The sequence below is a fragment of the Endozoicomonas sp. ALC013 genome, from assembly GCF_049310205.1.
Lineage (GTDB): Bacteria > Pseudomonadota > Gammaproteobacteria > Pseudomonadales > Endozoicomonadaceae > Endozoicomonas.
Genome location: NZ_JBLYNS010000047.1, coordinates 1 through 22,698, shown reverse-complemented (window position 1 = coordinate 22,698; position 22,698 = coordinate 1). Strand labels below are relative to the sequence as shown.

Genomic DNA, 22,698 nt, shown 5'->3' with positions numbered 1-22,698 from the left:
ACACTGGATATATATATATCCAGTGGGAGAATGAGGCAGGGAAGCATGAAGGTCAGACACAGTAATACGGAAAGATTCTCCGGGAGAAAAAGATTAAAAGACAGAGAAAGCAAAGTAATGAAAATAATAATAGGAATAGATCCGGGGCTGACGGGAGGTATTGCGGTTCTGGATAGCAAAAACAAGGAATTAATCAGACTGGAAGATATGCCCACCTCTCCGGAAGGAAGCAAGCGGAAAGTCAACGGCTTTGGCCTGATGAAAATATTTGGTGGCTATACCCGGCATCAGGTAGAGATGGTTTATCTGGAAAAGGTAGGAGCAAGGCCAGGGCAGGGAGTAGTCTCCATGTTTAACTTTGGCCGTTCGTATGGTGCTGTAGAAGCCGCTGTCAGTTTAATGGGTTTTCCCCTGACGTATGTGACTCCCCAACGCTGGAAACGCTCTGCTGGACTTATGGGAGCTCACAAGGATGCATCCCGGGGAAAAGTGTTAGACCTCTATCCAGAGGCTGACGTTCATCGAAAAAAAGACAATGGTCGTGCTGATGCTGTGCTCATTGCCCGATATGGAGAATCGGTATGAAATTCTACTCAGCACGACAGGCTATTCATGACGCCTATGCAATTCATCTGACCAGCAGGGGTTTTGAAGTTAATCCCTTAGCATTTCGAGCAGGTAGTCAATCGAGCAAACTCGACAACAACCTGTTGATCTGCAATGCCGTGGAAGCTGGCAAGGTGATAGCCGCAGTGGAAAAGCTTGATGAGCCATTTCGCTCCTGGGCAAAGTGGGCTTATGCACCCAGAACTGAGCATTTCATGCCTGAACAGGGTAGGTTCTTTCAGTGGTTAGAGCAGGACGTTACCGAGCAGTTGGCGAAAAGTGGGCGAGATTACCGCGAGGCTACCAAACAAAGGATCAGGGATGTGGTGGCCTATACCGTTCTGGATTATCGCAGTTATGTGACTAATGGCCAGCACCTCTATCCAACAAGCCTGATCATCAAAAAATGCCGGATTCACAGGCAGAATTGGAAGCGAGATTTTCAGCAGTGGCAGGCCGGTTATTGGCGGATTTGTGACGAATACTTGGATAGAAATTCACTTATTTCTATCTTGGTGAAGAGTGGACACAACGAGTAATTACTCTGTCGTTTAGTGGAGAGTTGACAAAATCTATGGCACTATTTTGATGGATACTGAGAATAAGAATTTATCATAGGGAATAAGAATGAGAAGCTGGAAAGTACTTATTTTCGCTGCATTAAGTGTTTCAATATCAGGGTGTTTAAGCAACCCAACTAAGCAGTCCGTTGCTAAAGAACAGTCTACCGAGAAACTGGATGTTTATGGCTCGTTTTCCTACAAGGACGGTAAGTATCAGTTATCACCATTCTTTTATAGTTCGAGATATGCATTGTCCTATGAATTAACGGAAGGTGTTTGGCAGTTCAAAATTCCGAGTTTGGAGCCTGCTTTTGATAGCAAAAGATTTTCGTGTCAGAAAACATTGACAAAAAGCAAGTGTGATAGTTGGGAGAATAAAAATGAACTTTTTCTGCATGTAAATTTCCTCCAAAGTGATTACGGTGATACTCCTAAAGAGGTTAAAGCAGCACAGAAAAAAGAAGCGGAGAAGAAACCGATAACCGCAAAGGATGTGGCAAATACTGCTATTGCGGCCCCCTTTGGAGTGGCTGCTGGTGCGTTTGTTGGGTATAGTTTCCTATTTGCAGGTGCTGTCGCTGCTCCTTTTATTGCTGCAGATGCAATCATAAATCCTGATGATGCATTAGAAAGAAATAATTGGGTAGAATTTAATCATGAAAAGTTCAACAACGTGTTAGTTGGGCTTATAAACTCTGAATATGGAAGTCTTGATAACTTTCATCAAAAAGCCCGTGAAACACATGAGTATGTGCAAGTAATGCATCGCAAAGCAGCTTCTTATGAAGCTGAAATCAAAAAAAAGACCAAGCAGAACATAGGGTTTTTAGCTCAATATACGGATGTTCAATCGATTCCAGAGTTTAAGTTTTCATCTGCAGAGGCGACTTTGGGCTTTGGTATACCCAACTCAGATTTGGAAGCATTTCAAATCAGACAGCTTGATCGTCTCAAAAAGGAATACGAAGGCATTTTGAAAGATCAGAAGTCTTTCTATGAACAGCATGAGGACAGGATTGTATCTGCGTATAAAAAACAGCAAAGAAAAGAGTACGACCTCGCATCCACCTCTGTTCAGATCGATAGATTCATCAAGAAATATCAGACGTTGGATGAGTTGGACCTTGTACCAAAAGCCAGGTTAAGGCTGAAAAATACATTAGCAGCTGAAGAAAAACAGCGGCAAATTGCTGCTGAAAAACGGCGATTACAACAGCAAAAAGAGCAGAAGCAACTAGCTCTCTGGAGGTCAAATATCCAAATTGGTGATGAAACCTTCTGCGGGCCTGTTATCGACATAAATCAGTCAATGGTCAAGATCGCGGTCCGAGCTCAACTTCAAGGATACAGCAATGAAGCGTGGCTCAGAAGGACAGAGCTGTTCCCATCCTCTTTGGGCTGCCTGAACAGGAATGGAACACTGACCCCAAGAGGCTGATTCTAGATTGCTTGCCAATGATTACTGAATCAGGCACAATTTTCCAAGATGTAAAACCTCACCCCGCTCTTCATAAATAGCGGCGTGGGGTTTTTTATTGCCCTAATTTTCTCCCTGTGCAGGACGCACCATGACTGACCTCTCCGACCGTCTGGATCGCATTGATGTGAAGCTGGACAAACTGAGCGAGGCAGTATCCCAACTCGCCAGAATTGAAGAACGCATCTCACACCAGAACGACAACATGAATCAGCTGGATTCCAGGCTGAGTGAGATGGAAGCCCGGATCAGGGCCTTGGAGCTTCAGGGTAGTTCTCGTGGTGTTCTGCTGGCCGGTATTGAACGACTTGGCTGGTTGGTCGTGTCTGCACTGATTGGCCTGGTTGCCTTCTTCTTCAGGAAATGAAGCGATGATTCCAAGGACGGAAACCAATTACATCGTGATCCATTGTTCAGCTACCCGGGCAGATCAGGAAGTCACTGCAGACGATATCCGACGCTGGCATCTGGAAGACAATGGTTGGTCAGATATCGGGTATCACTGGATTATTGAGCGAAGTGGCAAGATTCAGCATGGCAGAGATGCTCAGGTTCAGGGGGCTCATGTTCGAGGTCATAACCATGAGTCCATTGGTATCTGTCTGGTCGGAGGTATTGATCGACAGGGAAAACCAGAAGATAACTTCACTTCTCAACAATGGCTGATGCTGGAAATGCTGGTTGAATCCCTGCAGCTGCGTTATCCAAAGGCTCAAGTGGTTGGTCATTACTATTTCACTCCCTACAAAACCTGCCCAAACTTTGTGGTTGAGCACTGGTTGGAGACCATCGAATGAGCTGGACTGCTGCAATTCCTCTACTGGGTAAGGTGATTGAGCGCATCATTCCTGACCCTGAAAAAGCTGCCCAGGCGAAAAACCAACTGGTGGATATGGCGGTCAAAGGTGAGCTGGATGAACTGGCTCAACGTGCCGGTGTTATCAAGGCAGAAGCTCAGGGTGATGGTTGGTTACAGCGGTCATGGCGTCCCATTGTAATGCTGGTATTTACTGCCCTGATTGTTGCTCGCTGGCTTGGCTGGTCAGCACCGGATTTATCAGAAGCGGTGGAGCTTAAACTCTTCTCCATCGTTCAGATTGGCCTTGGTGGTTACATTACCAGCCGGGGCATTGAGAAGGTGGCAGACAAGATAAGGCGCTAAGGATGGCAGCAAAGAAATACAAAATGGTGGATCGTAAAGTCAGCGACCTGATCCCTTATGTGAACAATTCCAGGGTTCACGATGAAGAGCAGATTATCCAGATTTGTTCGTCTATCAAAGAGTTTGGCTTTACCAATCCTGTGTTGATTGACGAAGAAAACGGGATTATTGCTGGCCATGGACGTTTGATGGCAGCAAAGAAATTGAACCTGAAAACCGTTCCCTGCATTGTCTTGGCCGGACTGTCGGAAGCCCAGAAGAAGGCCTACGTCATAGCGGATAATTCCATAGCCCTGAATAGCTCATGGGATATGGACGTACTATCCCGGGAAGTGGAAGCCCTGCAAGCTGAAGACTTTGATCTGAATCTGCTCGGCTTCAAAGACGATTTCATGGTAACGCTCTTTGATGATCCTGCCCCTGAACCCGAACAGAAACCCAATGGCGAGGAATACACCGAAATTTTCAATATCCTGGTGGAGTGTGACAACGAAGCCCATCAGCAGGAAATCTACGACGAACTGACACAAAAGGGACTGAAATGCCGCGTTCAAAGTTTGTAGTGGAGTCCGCTATCAAGCCTTCCTTTCGCACTGAGAAGGTCAAGGGGATGTTTGATATTGATATGCAGTCGGTGAAGAAAGAGTTCGACGTAGATATTCCCATTGAGGACAAGCCCTGGAATATTGGCCTGATTGTTGGTGCCAGTGGTTCTGGCAAGACGACCATTGCCAGAGAAGTATTCAAGGACTTTGAACTATTCTCCGGTTACCAGTGGTCAGACCGCTCCGTAGTGGACGATTTCAGCGAAGACCTGAGTGCCAAGCAGATTACGGAATCATTGAGCAAGGTAGGGTTTTCTTCTCCCCCGGACTGGTTGAAGCCGTTTTCTGTGCTCTCCAATGGCCAGAAGATGCGGGCAGAACTTGCCAGGCTGATCCTGGAATCTGATAAGCCGGTAATCTACGACGAATTTACCTCTGTCGTGGATCGGCAGGTGGCCAAGATCGGCAGTGCCGCTATCCAGAAGTTTATCCGCAAGGAGGATAAGCAGTTTATTGCGGTCAGCTGCCATTACGATATTGTCGAATGGCTACAACCGGATTGGGTTTACGACTGCAACAAGCATACCTTCAAACGGAGGCGTCTTCGACGACCTGAAATCCGTATCGATGTCCGCAGAGCCGACCAGTCAGAGTGGCCATTATTTAGGCCATTTCACTATCTGAGCAGTGTTCACAACCGATCAGCCCATAAGTACATTGCCGAGATCAATGGTGAGCCGGTGGGTTGGTGCAGCGTCTTACACTTTCCTCATCCGAGCAATAAGAAGCTGAAGCGACTGCACAGAACGGTGGTATTGCCCGATTATCAGGGGCTGGGGATTGGCTTTCAGTTGCGCTGCTATATCTGCGAGTTGTACCGGAAACAGGGCTACAAGGTGAATACCGTTACCACGTCGCCTGCCTTGATTCATGCCATGAATAAATCGGATGAATGGATCATGACCCGCAAACCGGGACGGGTCGGCATGCCTGCTCAGTCGATCCTGAGTAAGCATTCATTTGATCGGTTGACCTGTTCATTCCAATATGTGGGTACGGATTGAGCATCATACAGGATCGGTTCTACGTCGATCTGGCGGGTCATTTGATCATTGCAATAGGTTACACGATCAATATTGGAAACGTCGCATGGTGACGATTTACCGGTGCCTGGTGATGTTCCAATAGTGCATGAATAATCATCAAACTCACAAAAAGCAGGCATCGTTGCCTGCTTTGTGAGGGGTTGAATCCGGGATTAAATGCGGAATGTCTCCTCGTCCTTTTTGCCTCCGTTTTTAAAGCATTCGGACAGGTCATCAACAGCGGATTTCAATGCGCTGATAATGGCAGTTGATTGAGCATCGGTGTACTCATATTTGTCATCGTTGGCCAATGATGAGATGGACTTCAATACCCGCAGGGCTTTGGGTACACGGATGTTTGCCAGTTCAGCAAATTTTTCAGAATCGGACTTTTTGCTTTTCTTGTCAGTGTTTTTATTAGCCATGGTTTTATCTCCTTTTGCATTGTTTTTAGCTGTGGTTTTTGCAGTGTTTTTATTATTAGTCATGATGTATCTCCTTTGAGTTGTTTATTGATGTCACACTTTAACTATGGGTGAACTGCCGTATATCTCAACTGTTTTTCTGGTTTAATACTCCTTTATAGTTGATTGATTTAATGATGATTTTTCCAGTAGGTAATGGCTTTCAAACTGTCAACTCAAAAACAACGTGGGTCCCTGCAATGTTTAACTTTTTGCGGGTGCGAGGGGGCGCGGATTTGCGTTAGTGACAGGTCTGAAAACGAGGTATACCCTTGGTATACTTTTTGGCATTAACCAGCTGAAAACTAATAAGAAAATCCAGTTTCAAAAATGGTGCAGCAGGTATACTTTTTATCCAAACCAGTGCCGTCCTTGGCGGTTGAGTTACTGTCGCTTTTCAAGCCATTGCTGAATCGTTAATTCTCTGGGAAAGCGCTGCTGAAGCCAGTCATCAATCAGCTGCTCTACCAGTTTTCTGAACTGTTTTTCATCCGGGAAATCCCAGGGCTCAAATTCCGGGTTCTGCTCACACAAGGCAATCCAGAGTTGAGCCGCCAGCGTTTCAGAGATTTCATAATCAAATACTCCGGGAAAGCCTTCCTCATCATTTTTGAAATGTTCGATCTCGCTGATGATCTGGCTATAACGGCAAAGGTTATGAATCAGCTCCAGTTCTCCATCACCAAATAATTCTGCTGGTGTGCGGGTTTGGTCGCTTAATCGGTCAATAACGCCAGTACAGAAATAGTAATGAGTGATCAATTGCGTTTCATTATTCATGGTTGTTTTTCTCCGTTATTAATAATCGATGGCCAGCATAATGGTCAGAACCCGGATGGTTTTGGTTAAATCCGAGGCATCTTCCGAACCGTGTTCCATATCCGGGGCGTAATAATCAAACATGGCAATGATCCATTCATCTTCAAACTTGAAGCGGAAACAGTCGTGTTCACCATACGGATCATTCTGCTCATTGAAGTGGTTAAACTCGGCAACGGCTTTCAACAAACCGACTTTGTTCTCAATGGTGTTTTGCAGGTTGGCGGTCATCACTATTTCAAACCGGCAGTTGATGAGGGAAAGACTGTTCTTCACTTCCAGATTCACCAGTGACTTTCGCACCGCATCATTTAACGTGGCAATTTCATTCATAACTACATCCTTTATTGATTCATTTTTTGTTGTCGCAGTAGCTCTATAGGGGATGGCCACGATAATTCGAGAAAATTTAAGACAAATGTCCATATTGAATGAGATGGCTGTAGGTATGACTTCCCATGGCGCTGATTTCACAAGCGGAATTTGCCAGACAGCAGGGCTTTACCAAGAGCTATGTCACCAAACTGATCAAAAAGGGCATTGTGAAACTGAAAAATGGCAAGGTGGATTTGGTGCAGGCTGAGCAGGCCATGAAAGCCAATAGTGACCCGGTGACGTTGATCCGTTCCGATCAATCCACCGATCTTGCACCGACACAACCGGGAGCCGTTGACTTTGTCACTGCCTGCACTATGCGGGAGGCGTTCAAAGCAAAGATGGCCAAGCTGGAGTATGAGGAAAAAAGCGGCACCCTGACCGATGCCGCCAAGGTAAAGCAGGATGCGTTCAAAGCGGGGCGGATTGTTCGGGATGAACTGCTGGCTATTCCTGATCGAATGGCGGATGTGCTGGCGGCGGAGGATGACCCAAGAAAAGTGGGGGAGCTACTTCAAGAGGAGTTGGAAGCGATACTTAATGCTATGGCTTTACCGTAGTCGTTTTTGAGCGGCTTTACCGTAGTCGTTTTTGAGCGGCTTTACCGTAGTCGTTTTTGAGCGGCTTTACCGTAGTCGTTTTTGAGCGGCTTTATAGGCTTCGCTTCGCTCTCGTTTACCGACACTGATCATAAATACTACAACAACGTCGTCCAAGACCTGATAAACCAACCGATAGCCCGAATTTCGCAGTTTGATTTTGTAGCAGTCTTTCTGGCCGGACAGTTTATCTTTGGAAACTTTAGGGTTCTCCAAGCGTTTACGCAACTTGGCCTTGAACTGCTCTCTGACCGTGGAGTTAAGCTTCTGCCATTCTTTCCACGCCAGTGCAGAAAAATCCAACTTATAGGTCATCGATATTTACCCGAATCCGCTCATCATTTTTGCGTTCTTCGACGATGGCTGCGAGTTCCAGGTCATCCAGAGCATCGAGCATAGCTTCATAAACATGGGCTGGCACTGCATAAAACACGGGCTGATTGCGATTCAGGATGGCCACGGTTTCACCATTGGCTTCTTTCAGAACGGCCATCGGGTTTTTTTTGAGCTCGGATATCCCGGCACTGACATCAGCGAGAATAGGATGGACTGAGGCCATAACTAGCTCCTTTTACGGTTGATTAGTAGATCAAATAATAGACCTATTATTAGGTTTCTTCAAAGGTTGCTTAAATGGTTGATAGCGTGTCAGTCAAAAGCCCATATTTTGAAGGCTTCTTCAAAGGGCTGAGGCCGGACACCCGCCTGACCGTTTCCGAGTGGGCTGACCAGAAGCGGATTCTTCCGGCAAAAGCCACCAAAGAAGCTGGCCGTTGGCGAACTTCCCGCACACCGTATCTGAAAGAGATCATGGATTGTCTGTCACCATCGTCGCCTGTCGAGCAAGTGGTGTTTATGAAAGGTGCCCAGGTGGGCGGCACCGAATGCGGCAATAACTGGCTTGGTTATGTGATTGACCATACGCCGGGTCCGATGATGTATGTGCTGCCCACGCTGGATATGGCCAAGCGAACCTCCAAGCAACGGATCGCTCCGATGATCGATGAAATGCCGGATCTGCGGGAGAAAGTAAAAGATCCAAGAAGTCGGGATAGCGGAAATACCCTGCTGACCAAGGAGTTTCCCAATGGTGTGCTGATCTTCACCGGAGCCAATTCAGCAGCAGGCCTGCGCTCGATGCCTGCCCGATTTTTATTTATGGATGAAGTGGATGCCTACGACGATGATGTGGATGGCGAAGGCAGCCCGATCAATCTGGCCATTAAACGAACAGCCACTTTTAGCCGTAACCGCAAAATCCTGATGGTCAGCACACCCAATATTGCAGAAACCAGCAAGATTGAAGCGGCTTATGAGGCCAGTGATAAACGACGCTATCTGGTTCCCTGCAATAGCTGTGGACACTACCAACCAATCGTCTGGGCTCAGATCATTTTTGATAACCATGATCCGGCAACCACCCGGTTTGAGTGTGTGCAGTGTGGTCATAAGCATTACGAAAAAGACAAACCGAAACTGCTCACTAATGGCCATTGGCAGGCTGAAACTGAAAAGAGTAATAAGGTCGCTGGATTCCACCTGAGTTCGCTTTATAGCCCTAATGGCTGGTACAGCTGGCAAAATGCAGTGGAGGACTTTCTCGCCGCCAAAAGTAACCCGGTACAGTTCAAGGACTGGACCAATACCGTTCTTGGCGAGACTTGGACGGAACAAGGTGAGACTGTTGAGCATAGTTTGCTCTACCAGCGACGGGAACATTACCTGGCAGAGGTGCCGTGGTGGGTGGAGATACTGACCGTTGGTTGTGATGTCCAGGATGATCGCTTTGAGTTTGAAGTAACCGGCTGGGGTTCTGGTGAGGAAAGCTGGTCAATTGATTATGTCCGTTTATACGGTGACTTATCCCGACAAGGTATCTGGGATGCTCTGGCCGATATGCTCCATAAAACCTACACCCGTCAGGATGGCACCAAAATAAATGTGGCTCAGGTCTGCATAGACTCTGGTGGCCACTACACCGATGAAGTGTATGCCTTCTGTCGTAAGCAAGGAGCCGATTGGGCGATTCCGGTTAAGGGTTCCTCTCAGGCTGGCAAACCTATCGCCACCTTCCCCAAAACCAAAAACAAGAAAGGGATCTATTTGACGCTGGTTGGCACCGATACCGCCAAGGAGTTGGTCTATCAACGCTACCGGGTATTGGAGCCTGGACAAGGCTACTGCCACTGGCCGATCAAGGACTGCTTTGATGAAGATTATTTCAAGCAGGCCACCGCAGAAGAAAAGATCAAGAAATACCGGCTCGGTGTCCCTTACTTTACCTGGGATGCCAAGAACCGCCGGAACGAAGCACTGGATTGCCGGGTATACTCACTGGCCGCGATCCGTATTCTTCAGCAGCACCGGGGCATTAATCTGGAGCTACTCGCCAAAGGCCGACCAGCACCAGAAGATACGCCTGATCCTGAATTAGAAGAAACCAGCAACAAGCCAAAAACACTCCGTCGTTCATCCCGCAGTTCTTACCTTCAGAGATAACTTCCATGATTACCGAGACAGAATACCAGGTTCTGAAACGGGCAGTGCTGCTGCGTGAGACCCGTACTGTGGAATTTGAAGGCCGCCGGGTGGAATACAGCAGCTTTGCTGAGATGGAAAGGCGGCTGCAGGCCATTGAGCGGGAACTGGTCAAGCAGCAAAAACGTCCGAAGCAGTATGGTATTTATTCATCGAAGGGAGTTTGAGCATGGGATTGCTCACCAACCTGTTTCGTCGTTTCAAAAACTCAGCCTATACCGCTGCCGGTATAGGGCGACGAACCAAAAGCTGGTATGCACCAGGGCTTTCCCCAAATACCGCGCTCACTGCTGATCTGTCCAAACTGATTAACCGCTCCCGGGCAGCCATCCGCAATGATCCCTGGGCCAGCAGTGGTTTGGAAAAGCTGGTGAGCAATGTGATTGGCCGTGGCATTACGCCCAAGTCACTGGTGGACGACGATGGTTTACGGGAGCAGCTACAAAACCTGTTTCTGCAATGGTCGGATGAATCGGATACTGATGGTCTGCTGAGTTTCACCGGTCAACAATCGCTGATTACCCGCGCCATGTTTGAAGGTGGCGAGTGCTTTGTCAGGCTTCGTCCCCGCAGGCCGGAAGATGGTTTATCCGTTCCCCTGCAACTGCAGGTGCTGGAATCTGAGTTTGTCCCCATCAGCTATAACGAAACACTGGATAATGGCCATGTGATTAAGGCCGGGATTGAGTTTAACAAGCTGGGTAAGCGAGTTGCCTATTACTTTCACCGGGAGCATCCCGCCGAGTTTGCTTTTGACAGCACCAGACTGGTGCGGGTGAAGGCCGAGAATGTTCTGCATATATTTGAATCCCTGCGTCCGGGACAACTGAGAGGCCAGCCATTACTGACTCAGGTATTAGTCAGACTCTATCATCTGGATAAATTTGATGATGCCACTCTATTACGGCAGGAGATCGCTAACCTGTTTACCGGCTTTATCAAGAAGCCCTCTCCCGAACAAGACCCTATTGATCCTTTGACCGGCAAGCCGCTGGTGTTTGGCGACAGTGGTTTACCGATGGTGGCCATGGAACCAGGAACCATGCAAGAACTGGCACCGGGTGAAGAGGTCGAGTTCAATAATCCACCGGGTACTACCGCAGACTATCCCAATTTTATGAAACAGCAGCTGATGGCCATTGCTGCCGGGATTGGCCTGCCTTATGAACTACTGTCGGGTGATATGGCGGGAGTCAGTGACCGGGCACTGCGCCTGATCATCAATGAGTTCCGTCGTCGCATTCAACAAATTCAGCACAACCAGATCATCTTTCAGTTCTGTCGGCCGGTCTGGAACCGCTGGCTGGATATGGCGGTGCTCAATGGTTCGGTAGCCATCCCTGACTACGCCAATAACCCAAGAGCCTATCGCCGGGTGAAGTGGATCGCCCACGGCTGGCCCTATATGCATCCGGTTCAGGATATGCAGGCGCAGAAAATGGCCGTGCGCTCAGGCTTCAAGTCCCGCTCAGAGGTGGTCAGCGAATTGGGTTATGACAGCGAGCAGATGGATGGTGAAATCGCCGCCGATAATCGCCGGGCAGATAGTCACTCACTGAGATACGACAGCGATGGCCGTGATCCGGAAAACAGCAAATCTACCAATCAACCAGAAAAGGATGACAGGGATGAGTCATAACCGACAGTGGTACACCTTTAAAAATGAAGCCAACCAGACACCAGAGCTGTTTATCTTTGATGATATTGATGACTGGTACGGCGTTTCGGCACAAAGTGTAGTGGATCAAATTCGTAATCTGGATGCCTCAGAGATCAATGTCCGCCTGAACAGCCGGGGTGGCATGGTGTTTGAAGGCATTGCCATCTATAACGCCCTGCGTCTGCATAAAGCCAATATCCACGTCACCATTGAAGGGCTGGCGGCCAGCATTGCCAGTGTCATTGCCATGGCTGGCGATACGGTCACCATCGCTGAAAATGCCATGATGATGATCCATAACCCCTATGGCTGGGCACAGGGCGATGCCGAAGCCATGCGCAAAACCGCCGATATTATGGATAAGATCGCGGACAGTATTGCTGTGTCGTACACGGGCAGAACCGGCAAGAGCCTTGAGGATATGAAGGCTCTGATGGAGTCTGAATCCTGGTTCACCGCCAAAGAAGCGCTGGACATGGGCCTGGTGGATCAAATTGATGAACCGGTGAAGGCCGCTGCCCGCTTTGATCTCTCCATGTTCCGTAATACACCAGATGGCTATGGACGTATCAAGCAAGCTAAAAAACCGGCAGAGCCAACTCCGCCACAGAATCAGACGATGGAGCCGCAACCTCAAATTGATTCTGTGGCTATTGCTGATCTTTGTCGTCAGGCTGGTTATGCGGAAAAAACCGCTGCAATTCTTAAAGCGGCACTGTCGGAAGATGAGGTCAAGGCTCGGCTCGCCAGCTATGGCCAGATTAAGAACCTCTGCCACCCACCACTTCTGCCATAGATACGCAGGCAATTTACAGTCGGCGTAATCGCGCTTAACCCCTGTCTAATAATATCCCCCAACCAAAAGGACTTTACCCATGAGTGTAAAAACGGAATCGGTCTTACCGGTGAATTTCTGGTGTCTGAAGGCAATAACAGCATCAGCCGTGAGCAGGTGCCATTCGCTGCGAACCTGACGATGGAGCCTGGTACTGTGGTCGCCAGAGCTTCTGATAATGGTATCTACAGCCCTCTTGACCCTGCCGCCGCAGATGGCACTGAAACCGCAGCAGGCATTCTCTACGCAGGCAAGGTGACCGATGCCTCTGGTGGTGACGGTGTGATTATCGCCCGTCTGGCAGAAGTGGTGAACAGTTTGCTGATCTGGCCTGCCGGGATCACCGATGAGCAAAAGGCGACTGCTGTAGATCAACTGGCCGGGCTGGATATTATCCTGCGCAGTGAATAACCCTTCCTGATTTTTACCTCTGTAACTCACTCTTAACAAACTTCCGTTATCAAGGAGCGATAACATGCTGGATATTTTTAATGACGATGCGTTCAGCCTTACCAGTCTGACCGCCACCATCAATGAGATGGACTACAAGCCTGGTCGTCTTGGGCAACTGGGACTCTTTCAGGAGAGCGGCATCAATACAACAACCGTCGTGGTAGAGAGCATTAACGGAGAACTTCGCTTGCTGCCCTCTACCGAGCGTGGCGCACCCGCCACTCAGGCCATTGGCGATAAACGTCAGTTGCTCAGCTTTGTGGTGCCCCATATTCCCCATGACAGCACCATTCTGGCGGCAGAAGTGCAGAATGTCCGTCAGTTTGGCAGTGAGGATGCCATGCAAGGAGTGCAGGCCGTAGTGAACCAGCGGTTGCAAAAGATGAATGCTAACCATGAGGTGACGCTGGAATTTCTGCGCATGGGTGCCCTCAAGGGTGAAATTCTGGATGGCGATGGCAGCACCATACTCTACAACCTGTTTGATGAGTTCGGTGTCACCCAGCAAACCCATGACTTCAAGTTCAGCAGCACGACCACTGACGTTCGTGCCCAGGGCGTCAAAGCCCGTCGCCTGGTGGATGATGCGTTGGGAGCACTGCCCTACAGTGGCCTCCATGCGTTTTGTGGCTCCGACTTCTTTGATGGGCTGGTTGGCCACAAGTCAGTAAAAGAAGCCTACCAGCGTTGGCAGGACGGTGAAGCCTTGCGTACCGATCCCAAGGGCCGGTTCCGTTTTGCGGATATTGATTGGGAAGAGTACCGGGGCTCAGTGGGGGGCAATGACTTTGTTGCCGCCAATGAAGCTTATCTCTACCCAACCGGTGCGGATATCTTCAGGACCTGGTTTGCACCGGCAGATTTTGTGGAAACGGTGAACACCATCGGCCTGCCACGCTATGCCAAGCAGAAGGTGATGGATTTTGAGAAGGGTGTGATTGTTCACACCCAGTCGAATCCACTGCCAATCAACTTACGACCACGGGCAGTGATCAAACTGACCATGAGCTAACCCACAAGCAAGGAGACTGCTCAAATGGATGAAGCTTTCAAAGTGATGGATCACACCATACTTTCAACCTTTGGGCAGTCGGTTTTACTGACGTTTTCGGATCATTCATCGCTGGAAACCCGGGGAATCATCAATAAAGAACTGGTGGAACTTGGCAAATATGAGGCTGTTCAGGGTGAAGTCACCGTTCTCTCTGTGGATAGTGCCATCCTGCTGAAGCGTGGCGATACCGTGTTGGCCAATGGTCAGGTTTATGAGGTCGACCGAAAACTGAAAGACGATGGCTATTTAGCCAAATGGAATATCTATGCTCATTGAACAGGAAGTCAGCGGCGATATTGAAGAACTCACCGCCCTGTTCAAACAGTCCCCGGAAAAAACAGAACAAGCCATTCAAAGAACCCTGTCCAAACTGAGCCGCTGGGCTGAACGACAAGTGCTGCGTGATATGTCCCGACGCATAAAAGTATCACAAAAACGGCTGAAGGAGCTGAACCGGATCAAGGTAAGGCTCAATAAAAGCTACGGCAAAAAAGAGCGTTACCTGACCATCTGGATTGGCATTAATGAAGTAGGTGCCCATCGCCTGGGTAACCCAAAACAAACCCGGCGAGGTGTCCGGGTAGGCAGTCACAGTTTTTGGGAAAACAGTTTTTTGATGCAGCCGGTCAATGCTTCCCGGGAACTGATCTTTGAGCGAAAGGATAACTGGCAACACCGTTACCAACAGTCCAAACGCTCAGGCCGGTGGATGTGGATGGGTTTGCCGCTGGAAAAGAAAACCGTCCGGATCGATAGGGAAGCTGAAACCTCACTGGCAAAAATCAGCCCTCTACTGGTAAACCGGTTTACTGAACTGCTCCATCAAGAACTCAACTATGCTTTCAAGATCGCCTTCAACATCGAACCCTGAACGACAGATTATTGAGAGCCTGCTGGAACAGCTGAAACAGGTTTCTGAACATACTCTGCTGGGTTATTCAGCCACCGGCCAGGAACAGGATTTAGACCTTCCGGCCATCCTGGTGCAGCTGGAATCCATTAATGAAGAACAGCGTCAGGGACAACGGGCAAAATACCGGATGGCGTTCAATATCAGTGCCGTGGCCAAAACCAACAAAGACACTACATACACGCTGCTGGATTTAACCCGTTCCATTCGTGAGCTATTCACTACCGGCCAACGCTTCACTCCAGAAGCCCGAAATATCCAATTCAGTGAAACCCAGTTTGATATTGCGCCAAGCAATGCCCATCTGTCGTTTGCAGACCTGCAAGTGAGCATCGAGGTCGTACTTTAAGGCTCATCAGCAGCCAACTGTTTTAGCGTTGCCAGCTCAACGATTTCCAGTGCCGCCCTATTGGTTGCATTCAGATAAACGGGCGGGGCGACACCTGCCTCATGAGCCTCTGCCCAACGGGCTGCACACAGGCACCAGCGATCACCGGCTTTCAGACCAGGAAAGCCAAGCTCCGGATTAGGTGTAATGAGATCATTGCCTTTGGACAGGGAAAATTGCAGGAACTCATCGGTCATTCGGGCGCAGACCGTATGACTGCCGGAATCTTCCAGACAGGTATGGCAAAACCCATCCCGAAAGAAGCCCGTCACCGGACTCTGGCAGCAGGCTTCTAACTCAGTACCGAGCACATTGGGCTGTTCAAACACCAGTTCTACCATGTGAAACCCTCCCATGATTAACCCATGACCTACAGGATAGGAGAAAAGCCATGTCTACGATGGACCGTAGCTTTATCGGTGCCGGAAGCATCTACATCAAACCTGCTGATGATTCCGCTCCCCTGCTGCCGGTTGGCAATGTCAGCCAGTTTCAATTCAGTTTCGAGGAAGATAAAAAAGAGCTGAAAAACTATCTCGGCGGCGGTGGTAACCGCAATACCATCAGTCGGATATCCTCTATCTCGGCCAGCCTGATCGCACACGACTTTACCGCTGCCAACCTGTCAATGGCCTTGCGTGGTTCTGTGGCAGTCGGTTCAACGACAGTGGTCACAGATGAACTTCATACCAGCTTTGGCGTTGCTGATGAACTTATTCCCTTCCATAAGCTTCCAGATATGTCCAAGGCTGTTACTGTAAAAGACAGTCTGGATACGGTACTGACAGCCGGAGATGATTATGAATTGACCAAATCCGGTATCAAGGTCATTGGCGGTGGCGGTATTGATAACCTGGGGGTGAAAGTGAGCTATACCCCACTGGCCACTAATATGGTTCAGGCCCTGATTGAATCGGGCAAAGAGTTTGTCCTGTTCATGGAAGGCCTCAACGATGCACAGGATGGCAAGCCGTTTAATATCCGGGTGCACCGGGTGAAGTTCTCGCCAGTCCAGAACCTTGATTTTATTTCAGACGATTTTGCCGCTATCGCACTTGAAGTGGATGTACTGGCAGACAGTACCATTGAGGGCTCCGGTCTGAGTACCTTTATGCAGATTGATCTGGCGCAGTAACCCACCGTTTGCTTCCTTCCATTCAGCCCCTGACTCCTAAAAAGAGCAGGGGCTTTTTTTGATAAAAGACTATGGCCAATATCAAACAATCCGCTATTCGCTTAATCCTGAAAGCCAAGGATTTGCTATCCAAGGACGTGAATAAATCCTCGGCTTCCCTGGATGCCTTCCGGCAAGAGGCGAATAAGCTAAAAGGCCAATTAGAGGAACTGGAAAACCAGAATAAGCTTCTTTCGTCTTTTAAAAAGCAGGCCAAGACTACCCACGATGCCAGTCGTGCATTCCGTGAGGCTGAAGATAAGGTCGCCAGGCTTGGCCGGGAAATGGGCAAGATCGACAAGCCCACCAAGGCCATGCAAACGGCCATGGCAAAAGCCCGCAAAGACGTTAAGAAGGCCAATACCGAATACAACCGCCAACGGGAGGCGCTGGCCAAGCTTCGGGGCTCAATGTCCTCTGCTGGGTTATCGACCAAAAACCTGAAGCAGCAGCAGGCCAAGCTCGAACAGCAGCTGAACGAGACCCGGACAGCATTTAAGCGGGCGGATGAAAGTGCCCGGCAGACAGCGAGAACGCTACGCAATAGCAACCTGAAAAGAACGGCCAAGGATGCCGAATCGGCCAGCACATCCGTCGGCAAGCTTACCCGGCGTTTTCTTGGGCTGGCAGCGGCGACTACCGGGCTTTATGCGTTAAAGCGAAGTATTGAGGGTGTGCTAAAGGCAGGTGACCAATTTGAGCGGCTGAGCGTTCAGATGGAAGCGATTACTGGATCTGCAGAAGGTGCTCAGGAAGCGACCCAGTGGATTAAGGATTTTACCCGGAACACACCTTATCAGCTGAATGAAGTATCGGAGGCCTTCGTTCGGCTGAAAGCCTTCGGCCTTGATCCTATGGATGGCACCATGCAGGCGCTGGTGGATCAGGCATCCAAACTTGGCGGGGGCATGGATCGCTTAAATGGGATCTCCTTGGCAGTCGGTCAGGCATGGGCGAAGCAAAAGCTGCAGGGCGAGGAAATCCTGCAGATGGTTGAGCGGGGCATCCCGGTGTGGGATTTGCTCACGAAGGTAACCGGAAAAAACGTTCAGGAGCTGCAAAAACTGTCCTCGGCAGGTCAGATTGGCCGGGATGTTATGCGGGAGCTGACTCTCGAAATCGGACGATCTTCCGAGGGCGCTGCGGCCAAGAACATGAGTCTGCTGTCGGGTTATGTCAGTAACCTGAAGGACAGCTGGCAGCAGTTTGCGGTGGAGGTAGCCAAGAGCGGGGCACTGGATTACGCCAAGGATACCTTGGCTGGTATCGCTGCCGAAATTGAGCGGATGAATGGCAATGGTCAGCTGACTGAGCTGGCCAAACGGATCAGTGATGCCTTCGTTGCCATGGGGGAAACCATCAAGCATGCCTTTGCTGGTGCCTCCATCGATGGCTTTGTTACCAGTATTAAATCTGGCTTTGCCACCATTACGGAAGCGATGGCGGCGCTGCGGACTGCTTTCGATTTTACCAGCTCTACGGTAAAGGGCTTTTTCAATACCTTCACAGCGATTGTTAAAGGCTTTGCCACAGTCTATACCGGGTTGATATACGGCATTGTCAGGGTTTGGCAGGAAGTAGCGGATGCCTTGGGCTTTGAAGGTATTGCTGAAAAGCTGAAGGGCACTACAGACTTTCTCGGCGGCTTGACCAAGGAGTTTGCCAAGCAGACGGTTGAGGATACCAAAGATGTCCGGGATGCGCTGAGCGGCGTATACAATGGCTTTGCCGATGAAAGCAAAGCAGCGGCAAAGGCTGCGGAGGATTCGGCCAAGACCATGACCAAGAGCCAGAAATTGCTCTGGCAAAATTATGCCGATGAATTGCTCCAAGGTCAGAAGAAAGTTAAGCAAGCCACAGCCGAAACAGCCCAAACCGTCAAAAGCCATTTTGAGAATGCAGCGGTTGCTCTCAGCCAGGTAAACGCAGCCGAAACTCGGACAGAACTCGCCAGTCTAGGGGTAGCGTTGGCCGAAGCTTTTTCATTGGGTACGTTGTCTGCACAGGAATATTACGAGGCCACCGAGGCCAGCCGGAAAAAACTTCAGCAGTTTAACAAAGAGGCAAATAAAACCAGGGAGTCCCTGAAAGATGTTGGCGACGAAGCAGAGGAAGCCGGGGATAAGCAAGAACAATCTTTTGAAAACGCCCAGTCTATTTCCGCTGCTTTAGCCGGTCACTATAACGCCATAACCGCCGAATTGATGAGCATGAGCAGTGCCGCTCACGACGCTTTTGTAGCCATACAACAAGGCGGCTCTGTAGATACCACCGCAGCCAAAGGAAGCATTGAAGACCTGAAAAATGAGCTAAAGGCAACCTCCGCAGAAATTAGCCGGTTGCAAAACAATCAGTATCAATTTGATGTAACTGGTATTAGTCGCTGGCTCAATCAAACATCAACCGCTGCCGCTTATGTGAAAAAACAATTTTTAGAGCAAAGAATTGCCCTTGAACAGCTGTTTGAAAGCTATGAACAGGGCGTGATCAATGCCAGAAGTTTTGTTCGTGAGGCTGAAGATGCCGCACAAACTATGAACCTGCTCAATCAAACGGATTTAGACCGGCTCAATAACGCCATTGTTTCAGCCAAACAAAACATGGCCAGCTTAGGCGACAGTTCTCGCAATACCCTCAACAGGCTGCAAGATGAACTGGATGAATTGCAGGGCAGGCAATCCGATATTGAGCAGCGCCGTTATCAAAATCAGCGTGACGATCTGAAGGCACAGCACGCGGAGGCCATCGCAAATGGGGATCAGGAGGCGATCAGGAATATTACCTCAGCCCTGCGGATCAGCGAGCAGATTTACAATGAGCGCAGGCGGCAAGCTAATAATGAGAGAACGAAAGCTCTTAAAGAGCGCCAGGGGAGCGCAGACTTATCTACCCCACGCACCATTTCACAAACCCCGCAGCGTATTATCCGGCTCGAATATCCGGGGGGCGATGTGCATGTTGGGGTAACACCGGGGGATGAAACCAAACTGCTGGAAGCCCTGAAAAATGCTGGCATGAGGACGGTCTGATGCAACTGGATACTATTACCCTCCCGGATGATCTTCTTTGGATCAATGAGTTTGAATGGAACCCTGTGGAGCAAAGCACAGAGCGCAGTTTAACAGGAGCATTATTAGTTCAAGAGCAAGCAAAATTACAGGGCCGCCCCATTGAACTGACCGGTGGGCAGCAGGCCGGTTGGGTCTCCCGCAAAACAGTTTTAGAGCTTCAGGATTTAACCGCAGCTCCGGACAAGGTAATGATCCTGACTCTACCTGACATGCGACAGCTTAATGTTATTTTCGACCGTAGTTCTGGCAGCCCGGTTTCAGCCTCCCCGGTACTCGAAGAGGCGTACCCTGCCGATAACAGTTATTACCATCTTTCATTAAGGCTCATAACCGTGCCATGATCAATCGGTTCATGGGTCAGGGAGAGTAATAACGATGACCGTTCAATTATCAGACCATCTAACCCTTGATGGTGTTTTGTATACAGTGACTGGCGCAGAACCTTATCCGATATTTCATCCAGATATGTTGGGAATTGAAGTATCCCCTATGGGTACCTGGTGTTGGGCTGGTTTTCTCGTTGAGTATGAATACAAAGAGGGTCAGCTTTTCGCCAGATCAATGAACTTAGGGGTCTTTGATGATGAGCCGTTGGTCAATGGCAGGAAGCCTGACCCGCGTCCAAAGCATGCTGGCTCGGCTCTTGACTTGACGCCTAACTTAATGCCTGGCCTCAGATACACCGACGTATGGTTGCCTCTCGAATATAGTGGTGAGGTGACTTTTGGAAGAGACTGGTGGGATTATCCGAGGCGTCGGTATTACGGCAGTGCTCGATCTGTTGATTTCAACGAGATCAAACAGGTTTTGTTCTTAGAAGGGAAGATTCAGAAAGTAACGAACATCTCGGAACGGTTCATTGAGGAACGGAACACACTGATTGAACAGGAAGAAGAAAAAAGAGCAAAAGAGTGGAGTATTAAGGAGCGTAGGCTACGGAGAGTCCGCTTTAAACGAAAGATTATGGAGTTTATTACCAGAAAGAAGCAGCCCATGGCTACCCATCTTTTTGACTAATTGGGCATAACTGAAATCAGAAATTACCGCCTGACTGGCGGTTTTTTTTCGCCTGAAAAAAAGGAAAACCGATGGCAATTAGCAACAGCGATGTAAAACTCTTCGAAAGTCAGCGCCTTAGCGATGAGGAAGACGGTGGCGGTCGGATCACTGGTAATGAGGTCATTGATGGCAACGTCAATAACCTGTTTCAGGATATTTCCAGAATCGACCGAACCATTGGTGATGTGGCTCTGCGAAAGGCGTTTATCGGGATCAGCACTGATAACAATGATATTTATCTCGGCAGTCATCTTATCTTGACTGAGCCTCCCAAAGACAAGAATGTCTCGGTTCTGCTGTTCAATACCGACAGTCAGACTGACGAGCGCCTCGATGCCAGAGATCGGATCGAGAGTTATGTGGTTCCGGGCATTAAGGCATCATGGGAGCTGGTGGGCGATCAGCTGGAAGGGCAGCGATCCGTTGTCGGCTATCAGCGAGAGGAATGGGCAGTGCCTGAAATTGGCGAGGTCTATAAGCTGACAACGCCAGATGAGACAGTCAGCCAGTTCATCCGTATTACTGCCGTTGATTATTCCAATGAGATTTTTACCTATTTCACTGGAGCGGAGTATATCGATTTTACCCGGCGAAAGGTGGAGATGCAGATTAGCGCACCTTTGGTGACGAAATTTATCGGGGCATCTCCCGTTCCCGGCGAGCCGGAGGAGGCAACCAGCCGCATTCAGGAAACGCAGATAGCCGATACCAGCCGTTACTATGGCATTCAGTCTATGAGTGCCAATATTACCGCAGGTGACCTTACGGTAAAGGCTGAGAGCGTTTATGCGCCTCTGGTGCCGAGTGCCAAGGTCGAAAGCCCATTACTGGATCAATATGGTGGCTATACCGGCAAGACTATGGTGGCGACTTCGGCCAGTAACCGATCAGTCAGCTGTCGCTTTGTTCATATCACTGGCACCCAGAGCCGCACCTATCTGCAACGGGGTGTTTTGCCCGGAACCCTGACCCTTTCGGTGGATGGCGGCACCTTTGAAGATAATGGCACAGGTAATCTGATCCATAAAAGCGGCACCAATAATTACAGCAAGCTGACCGTGGATTATGACCTTGGGGAAGTAAACGTCTGGCGAGTAAGCGGAGTTCTTTCGGCCTCCGGTAATGCGACTTATCAGCCAGCGGTGGGAATTACGGGCTCTGCGATCAGTGGTGCTATCCCAATCACTAACCAGAACCGGGGCTTCAACTACACCCTGAACATGGCCGAGGCCAAGCCAAGGCCGGGGACGCTGGTGGTCAGCTATATCGCCCTCGGCAAATGGCAGGACATCCGGGATTCTGGTAATGGCCAGATGATTGGTTCTGGAACTGGCACCATCCTCTTTGCAACCGGCTCGGCGGCAATTACCCTCGATGCTTTGCCCGATCCAGACAGTGCCATTGTTCTCAGCTATGTGGCACAAAATGATGATGAGGTGACGATCAGAACCGGCTCGGTGCCGGTGGATGATATGACCTTCCGGCATACCGTTCAGAAGCCCGGTATCAAGCCCGGTTCCATGACTGTGACGTATATTTCATCCGGGGGGAATAAAACCCTGACTGATCAGGGCAATGGCCTGCTGACGGGCGATGGCAGCGGCGCTATTCATTACGCTCCCGGCGAGCTGAGTTTTAAGCTGGACAACCTGCCTGATAGCGGAACCGAAATACAGCTGACTTATGAAGAAGGCACCAGTGCTGGTGGCGAGGTTATTGTTACGGTGGATGATCTGGGCGTAATGAGCGGCACCATACCCGGAGCGCCTTTATTGCCCGGTTCTATCCAGCTGCAATTTCTGGTTAAGCAGCTGTCCAATGTACCCAACGGTGCAAGACTTGAAGATGATTGGACAACCTA

29 protein-coding genes are annotated in these 22,698 nt (G+C 49.4%); 23 read left to right on the top strand and 6 right to left on the bottom strand.

Going from position 1 to position 22,698, the window contains the following annotated elements; all coding sequences use genetic code 11:
* Nucleotides 1–117: 117 nt before the first annotated feature.
* The 8 genes from ACO6V1_RS10790 (at nucleotide 118) to ACO6V1_RS10755 (ending at nucleotide 5,417) form a co-directional block, all read left to right on the top strand.
* The gene (locus tag ACO6V1_RS10790) at nucleotides 118–585 is read left to right on the top strand and encodes a hypothetical protein (protein ID WP_422466842.1); all 468 of its coding nucleotides are present in this window, start codon (nucleotides 118–120) and stop codon (nucleotides 583–585) included.
* A complete protein-coding gene (locus ACO6V1_RS10785; RefSeq protein WP_422445485.1) occupies nucleotides 582–1,145 on the top strand; it encodes a bacteriophage antitermination protein Q in 564 nt (187 codons plus the stop codon). Before ACO6V1_RS10790 ends, ACO6V1_RS10785 begins: the two co-directional genes overlap by 4 nt.
* An 88-nt stretch (nucleotides 1,146–1,233) precedes the next feature.
* On the top strand, nucleotides 1,234–2,607 hold the full coding sequence (locus ACO6V1_RS10780; RefSeq protein ID WP_422445483.1) for a hypothetical protein: 1,374 nt from the start codon (nucleotides 1,234–1,236) through the stop codon (nucleotides 2,605–2,607).
* A gap of 130 nt (nucleotides 2,608–2,737) precedes the next feature.
* On the top strand, nucleotides 2,738–3,013 hold the full coding sequence (locus ACO6V1_RS10775) for a hypothetical protein (protein WP_101746105.1): 276 nt from the start codon (nucleotides 2,738–2,740) through the stop codon (nucleotides 3,011–3,013).
* A 4-nt stretch (nucleotides 3,014–3,017) separates the two neighbouring features.
* The gene (locus ACO6V1_RS10770; RefSeq protein ID WP_422445481.1) at nucleotides 3,018–3,443 is read left to right on the top strand and encodes an N-acetylmuramoyl-L-alanine amidase; all 426 of its coding nucleotides are present in this window, start codon (nucleotides 3,018–3,020) and stop codon (nucleotides 3,441–3,443) included.
* On the top strand, nucleotides 3,440–3,808 hold the full coding sequence (locus tag ACO6V1_RS10765; RefSeq protein ID WP_422445479.1) for a 3TM-type holin: 369 nt from the start codon (nucleotides 3,440–3,442) through the stop codon (nucleotides 3,806–3,808). Before ACO6V1_RS10770 ends, ACO6V1_RS10765 begins: the two co-directional genes overlap by 4 nt.
* Before the next feature lie 2 nt (nucleotides 3,809–3,810).
* Nucleotides 3,811–4,371, top strand: a complete 561-nt coding sequence (locus ACO6V1_RS10760; RefSeq protein WP_163372652.1) for a ParB/Srx family N-terminal domain-containing protein — start codon at nucleotides 3,811–3,813, stop codon at nucleotides 4,369–4,371.
* Entirely contained in the window at nucleotides 4,350–5,417 is a 1,068-nt protein-coding gene (locus tag ACO6V1_RS10755) for a GNAT family N-acetyltransferase (RefSeq protein ID WP_422445475.1), read from the top strand. Before ACO6V1_RS10760 ends, ACO6V1_RS10755 begins: the two co-directional genes overlap by 22 nt.
* 194 nt (nucleotides 5,418–5,611) lie before the next feature.
* Here ACO6V1_RS10755 and ACO6V1_RS10750 read toward each other — a convergent pair whose 3' ends face one another.
* From ACO6V1_RS10750 to ACO6V1_RS10740, 3 genes are all read right to left on the bottom strand, one after another.
* Nucleotides 5,612–5,926, bottom strand: coding sequence for a hypothetical protein (locus ACO6V1_RS10750; RefSeq protein ID WP_163373291.1), 315 nt, complete (start codon nucleotides 5,924–5,926; stop codon nucleotides 5,612–5,614).
* A 360-nt stretch (nucleotides 5,927–6,286) separates the two neighbouring features.
* Complete coding sequence (locus tag ACO6V1_RS10745; RefSeq protein WP_422445471.1) at nucleotides 6,287–6,682, bottom strand: hypothetical protein; 396 nt, start codon at nucleotides 6,680–6,682, stop codon at nucleotides 6,287–6,289.
* 18 nt (nucleotides 6,683–6,700) lie between these two features.
* The gene (locus ACO6V1_RS10740; RefSeq protein ID WP_422445469.1) at nucleotides 6,701–7,054 is read right to left on the bottom strand and encodes a DUF3768 domain-containing protein; all 354 of its coding nucleotides are present in this window, start codon (nucleotides 7,052–7,054) and stop codon (nucleotides 6,701–6,703) included.
* 125 nt (nucleotides 7,055–7,179) lie between these two features.
* Here ACO6V1_RS10740 and ACO6V1_RS10735 point away from each other — a divergent pair, with 125 nt between their 5' ends.
* A complete protein-coding gene (locus ACO6V1_RS10735; protein ID WP_422466840.1) occupies nucleotides 7,180–7,656 on the top strand; it encodes a hypothetical protein in 477 nt (158 codons plus the stop codon).
* Nucleotides 7,657–7,722: 66 nt separating this feature from the next.
* Here ACO6V1_RS10735 and ACO6V1_RS10730 read toward each other — a convergent pair whose 3' ends face one another.
* A complete protein-coding gene (locus tag ACO6V1_RS10730) occupies nucleotides 7,723–8,010 on the bottom strand; it encodes a type II toxin-antitoxin system RelE family toxin (protein WP_422466838.1) in 288 nt (95 codons plus the stop codon).
* Nucleotides 8,000–8,254 (bottom strand): type II toxin-antitoxin system Phd/YefM family antitoxin, encoded by a 255-nt coding sequence (locus ACO6V1_RS10725; protein ID WP_163373296.1) that lies wholly within the window; start codon nucleotides 8,252–8,254, stop codon nucleotides 8,000–8,002. The genes ACO6V1_RS10730 and ACO6V1_RS10725 overlap by 11 nt, the downstream gene beginning before the upstream one ends.
* Before the next feature lie 74 nt (nucleotides 8,255–8,328).
* On the opposite strand from ACO6V1_RS10725, the gene ACO6V1_RS10720 reads away from it, so the two are divergent.
* From ACO6V1_RS10720 to ACO6V1_RS10680, 9 genes are all read left to right on the top strand, one after another.
* Nucleotides 8,329–10,194: a phage terminase large subunit family protein gene (locus ACO6V1_RS10720; protein ID WP_422463295.1), complete on the top strand. Its 1,866-nt coding sequence runs from the start codon at nucleotides 8,329–8,331 to the stop codon at nucleotides 10,192–10,194.
* A gap of 5 nt (nucleotides 10,195–10,199) precedes the next feature.
* Complete coding sequence (locus ACO6V1_RS10715; protein ID WP_422445460.1) at nucleotides 10,200–10,400, top strand: phage head-tail joining protein; 201 nt, start codon at nucleotides 10,200–10,202, stop codon at nucleotides 10,398–10,400.
* Between the two features lie 2 nt (nucleotides 10,401–10,402).
* The gene (locus tag ACO6V1_RS10710) at nucleotides 10,403–11,872 is read left to right on the top strand and encodes a phage portal protein (protein ID WP_422445458.1); all 1,470 of its coding nucleotides are present in this window, start codon (nucleotides 10,403–10,405) and stop codon (nucleotides 11,870–11,872) included.
* Complete coding sequence (locus tag ACO6V1_RS10705; RefSeq protein ID WP_422445456.1) at nucleotides 11,862–12,689, top strand: head maturation protease, ClpP-related; 828 nt, start codon at nucleotides 11,862–11,864, stop codon at nucleotides 12,687–12,689. The genes ACO6V1_RS10710 and ACO6V1_RS10705 overlap by 11 nt, the downstream gene beginning before the upstream one ends.
* Nucleotides 12,690–13,139 (top strand): head decoration protein, encoded by a 450-nt coding sequence (locus tag ACO6V1_RS10700; protein ID WP_422446147.1) that lies wholly within the window; start codon nucleotides 12,690–12,692, stop codon nucleotides 13,137–13,139. It begins immediately after the preceding gene.
* 64 nt (nucleotides 13,140–13,203) lie between these two features.
* Nucleotides 13,204–14,193: a major capsid protein gene (locus tag ACO6V1_RS10695; RefSeq protein WP_422445454.1), complete on the top strand. Its 990-nt coding sequence runs from the start codon at nucleotides 13,204–13,206 to the stop codon at nucleotides 14,191–14,193.
* Between the two features lie 24 nt (nucleotides 14,194–14,217).
* Nucleotides 14,218–14,511: a head-tail joining protein gene (locus tag ACO6V1_RS10690; protein WP_422466836.1), complete on the top strand. Its 294-nt coding sequence runs from the start codon at nucleotides 14,218–14,220 to the stop codon at nucleotides 14,509–14,511.
* Nucleotides 14,501–15,106: a hypothetical protein gene (locus tag ACO6V1_RS10685; RefSeq protein WP_422445450.1), complete on the top strand. Its 606-nt coding sequence runs from the start codon at nucleotides 14,501–14,503 to the stop codon at nucleotides 15,104–15,106. Before ACO6V1_RS10690 ends, ACO6V1_RS10685 begins: the two co-directional genes overlap by 11 nt.
* Nucleotides 15,072–15,494, top strand: a complete 423-nt coding sequence (locus tag ACO6V1_RS10680; protein ID WP_269674013.1) for a phage tail terminator family protein — start codon at nucleotides 15,072–15,074, stop codon at nucleotides 15,492–15,494. The genes ACO6V1_RS10685 and ACO6V1_RS10680 overlap by 35 nt, the downstream gene beginning before the upstream one ends.
* Here the strand turns inward: ACO6V1_RS10680 and ACO6V1_RS10675 are convergent.
* Nucleotides 15,491–15,889 (bottom strand): DUF2237 family protein, encoded by a 399-nt coding sequence (locus ACO6V1_RS10675; protein WP_241693514.1) that lies wholly within the window; start codon nucleotides 15,887–15,889, stop codon nucleotides 15,491–15,493. The two genes, ACO6V1_RS10680 and ACO6V1_RS10675, sit on opposite strands and share 4 nt — an antisense overlap.
* 35 nt (nucleotides 15,890–15,924) lie before the next feature.
* Here ACO6V1_RS10675 and ACO6V1_RS10670 point away from each other — a divergent pair, with 35 nt between their 5' ends.
* The 5 genes from ACO6V1_RS10670 to ACO6V1_RS10650 all read left to right on the top strand — a co-directional run.
* Nucleotides 15,925–16,668, top strand: a complete 744-nt coding sequence (locus ACO6V1_RS10670; RefSeq protein WP_422466834.1) for a hypothetical protein — start codon at nucleotides 15,925–15,927, stop codon at nucleotides 16,666–16,668.
* A gap of 71 nt (nucleotides 16,669–16,739) precedes the next feature.
* Complete coding sequence (locus ACO6V1_RS10665; protein ID WP_422466832.1) at nucleotides 16,740–19,736, top strand: tape measure protein; 2,997 nt, start codon at nucleotides 16,740–16,742, stop codon at nucleotides 19,734–19,736.
* Nucleotides 19,736–20,119, top strand: a complete 384-nt coding sequence (locus ACO6V1_RS10660; protein ID WP_101746124.1) for a hypothetical protein — start codon at nucleotides 19,736–19,738, stop codon at nucleotides 20,117–20,119. Before ACO6V1_RS10665 ends, ACO6V1_RS10660 begins: the two co-directional genes overlap by 1 nt.
* A gap of 34 nt (nucleotides 20,120–20,153) precedes the next feature.
* Entirely contained in the window at nucleotides 20,154–20,795 is a 642-nt protein-coding gene (locus ACO6V1_RS10655) for a hypothetical protein (protein WP_422445444.1), read from the top strand.
* Nucleotides 20,796–20,866: 71 nt separating this feature from the next.
* Nucleotides 20,867–22,698: hypothetical protein (locus ACO6V1_RS10650; RefSeq protein ID WP_422466830.1), on the top strand; the 1,832-nt coding region annotated here is incomplete at its 3' end.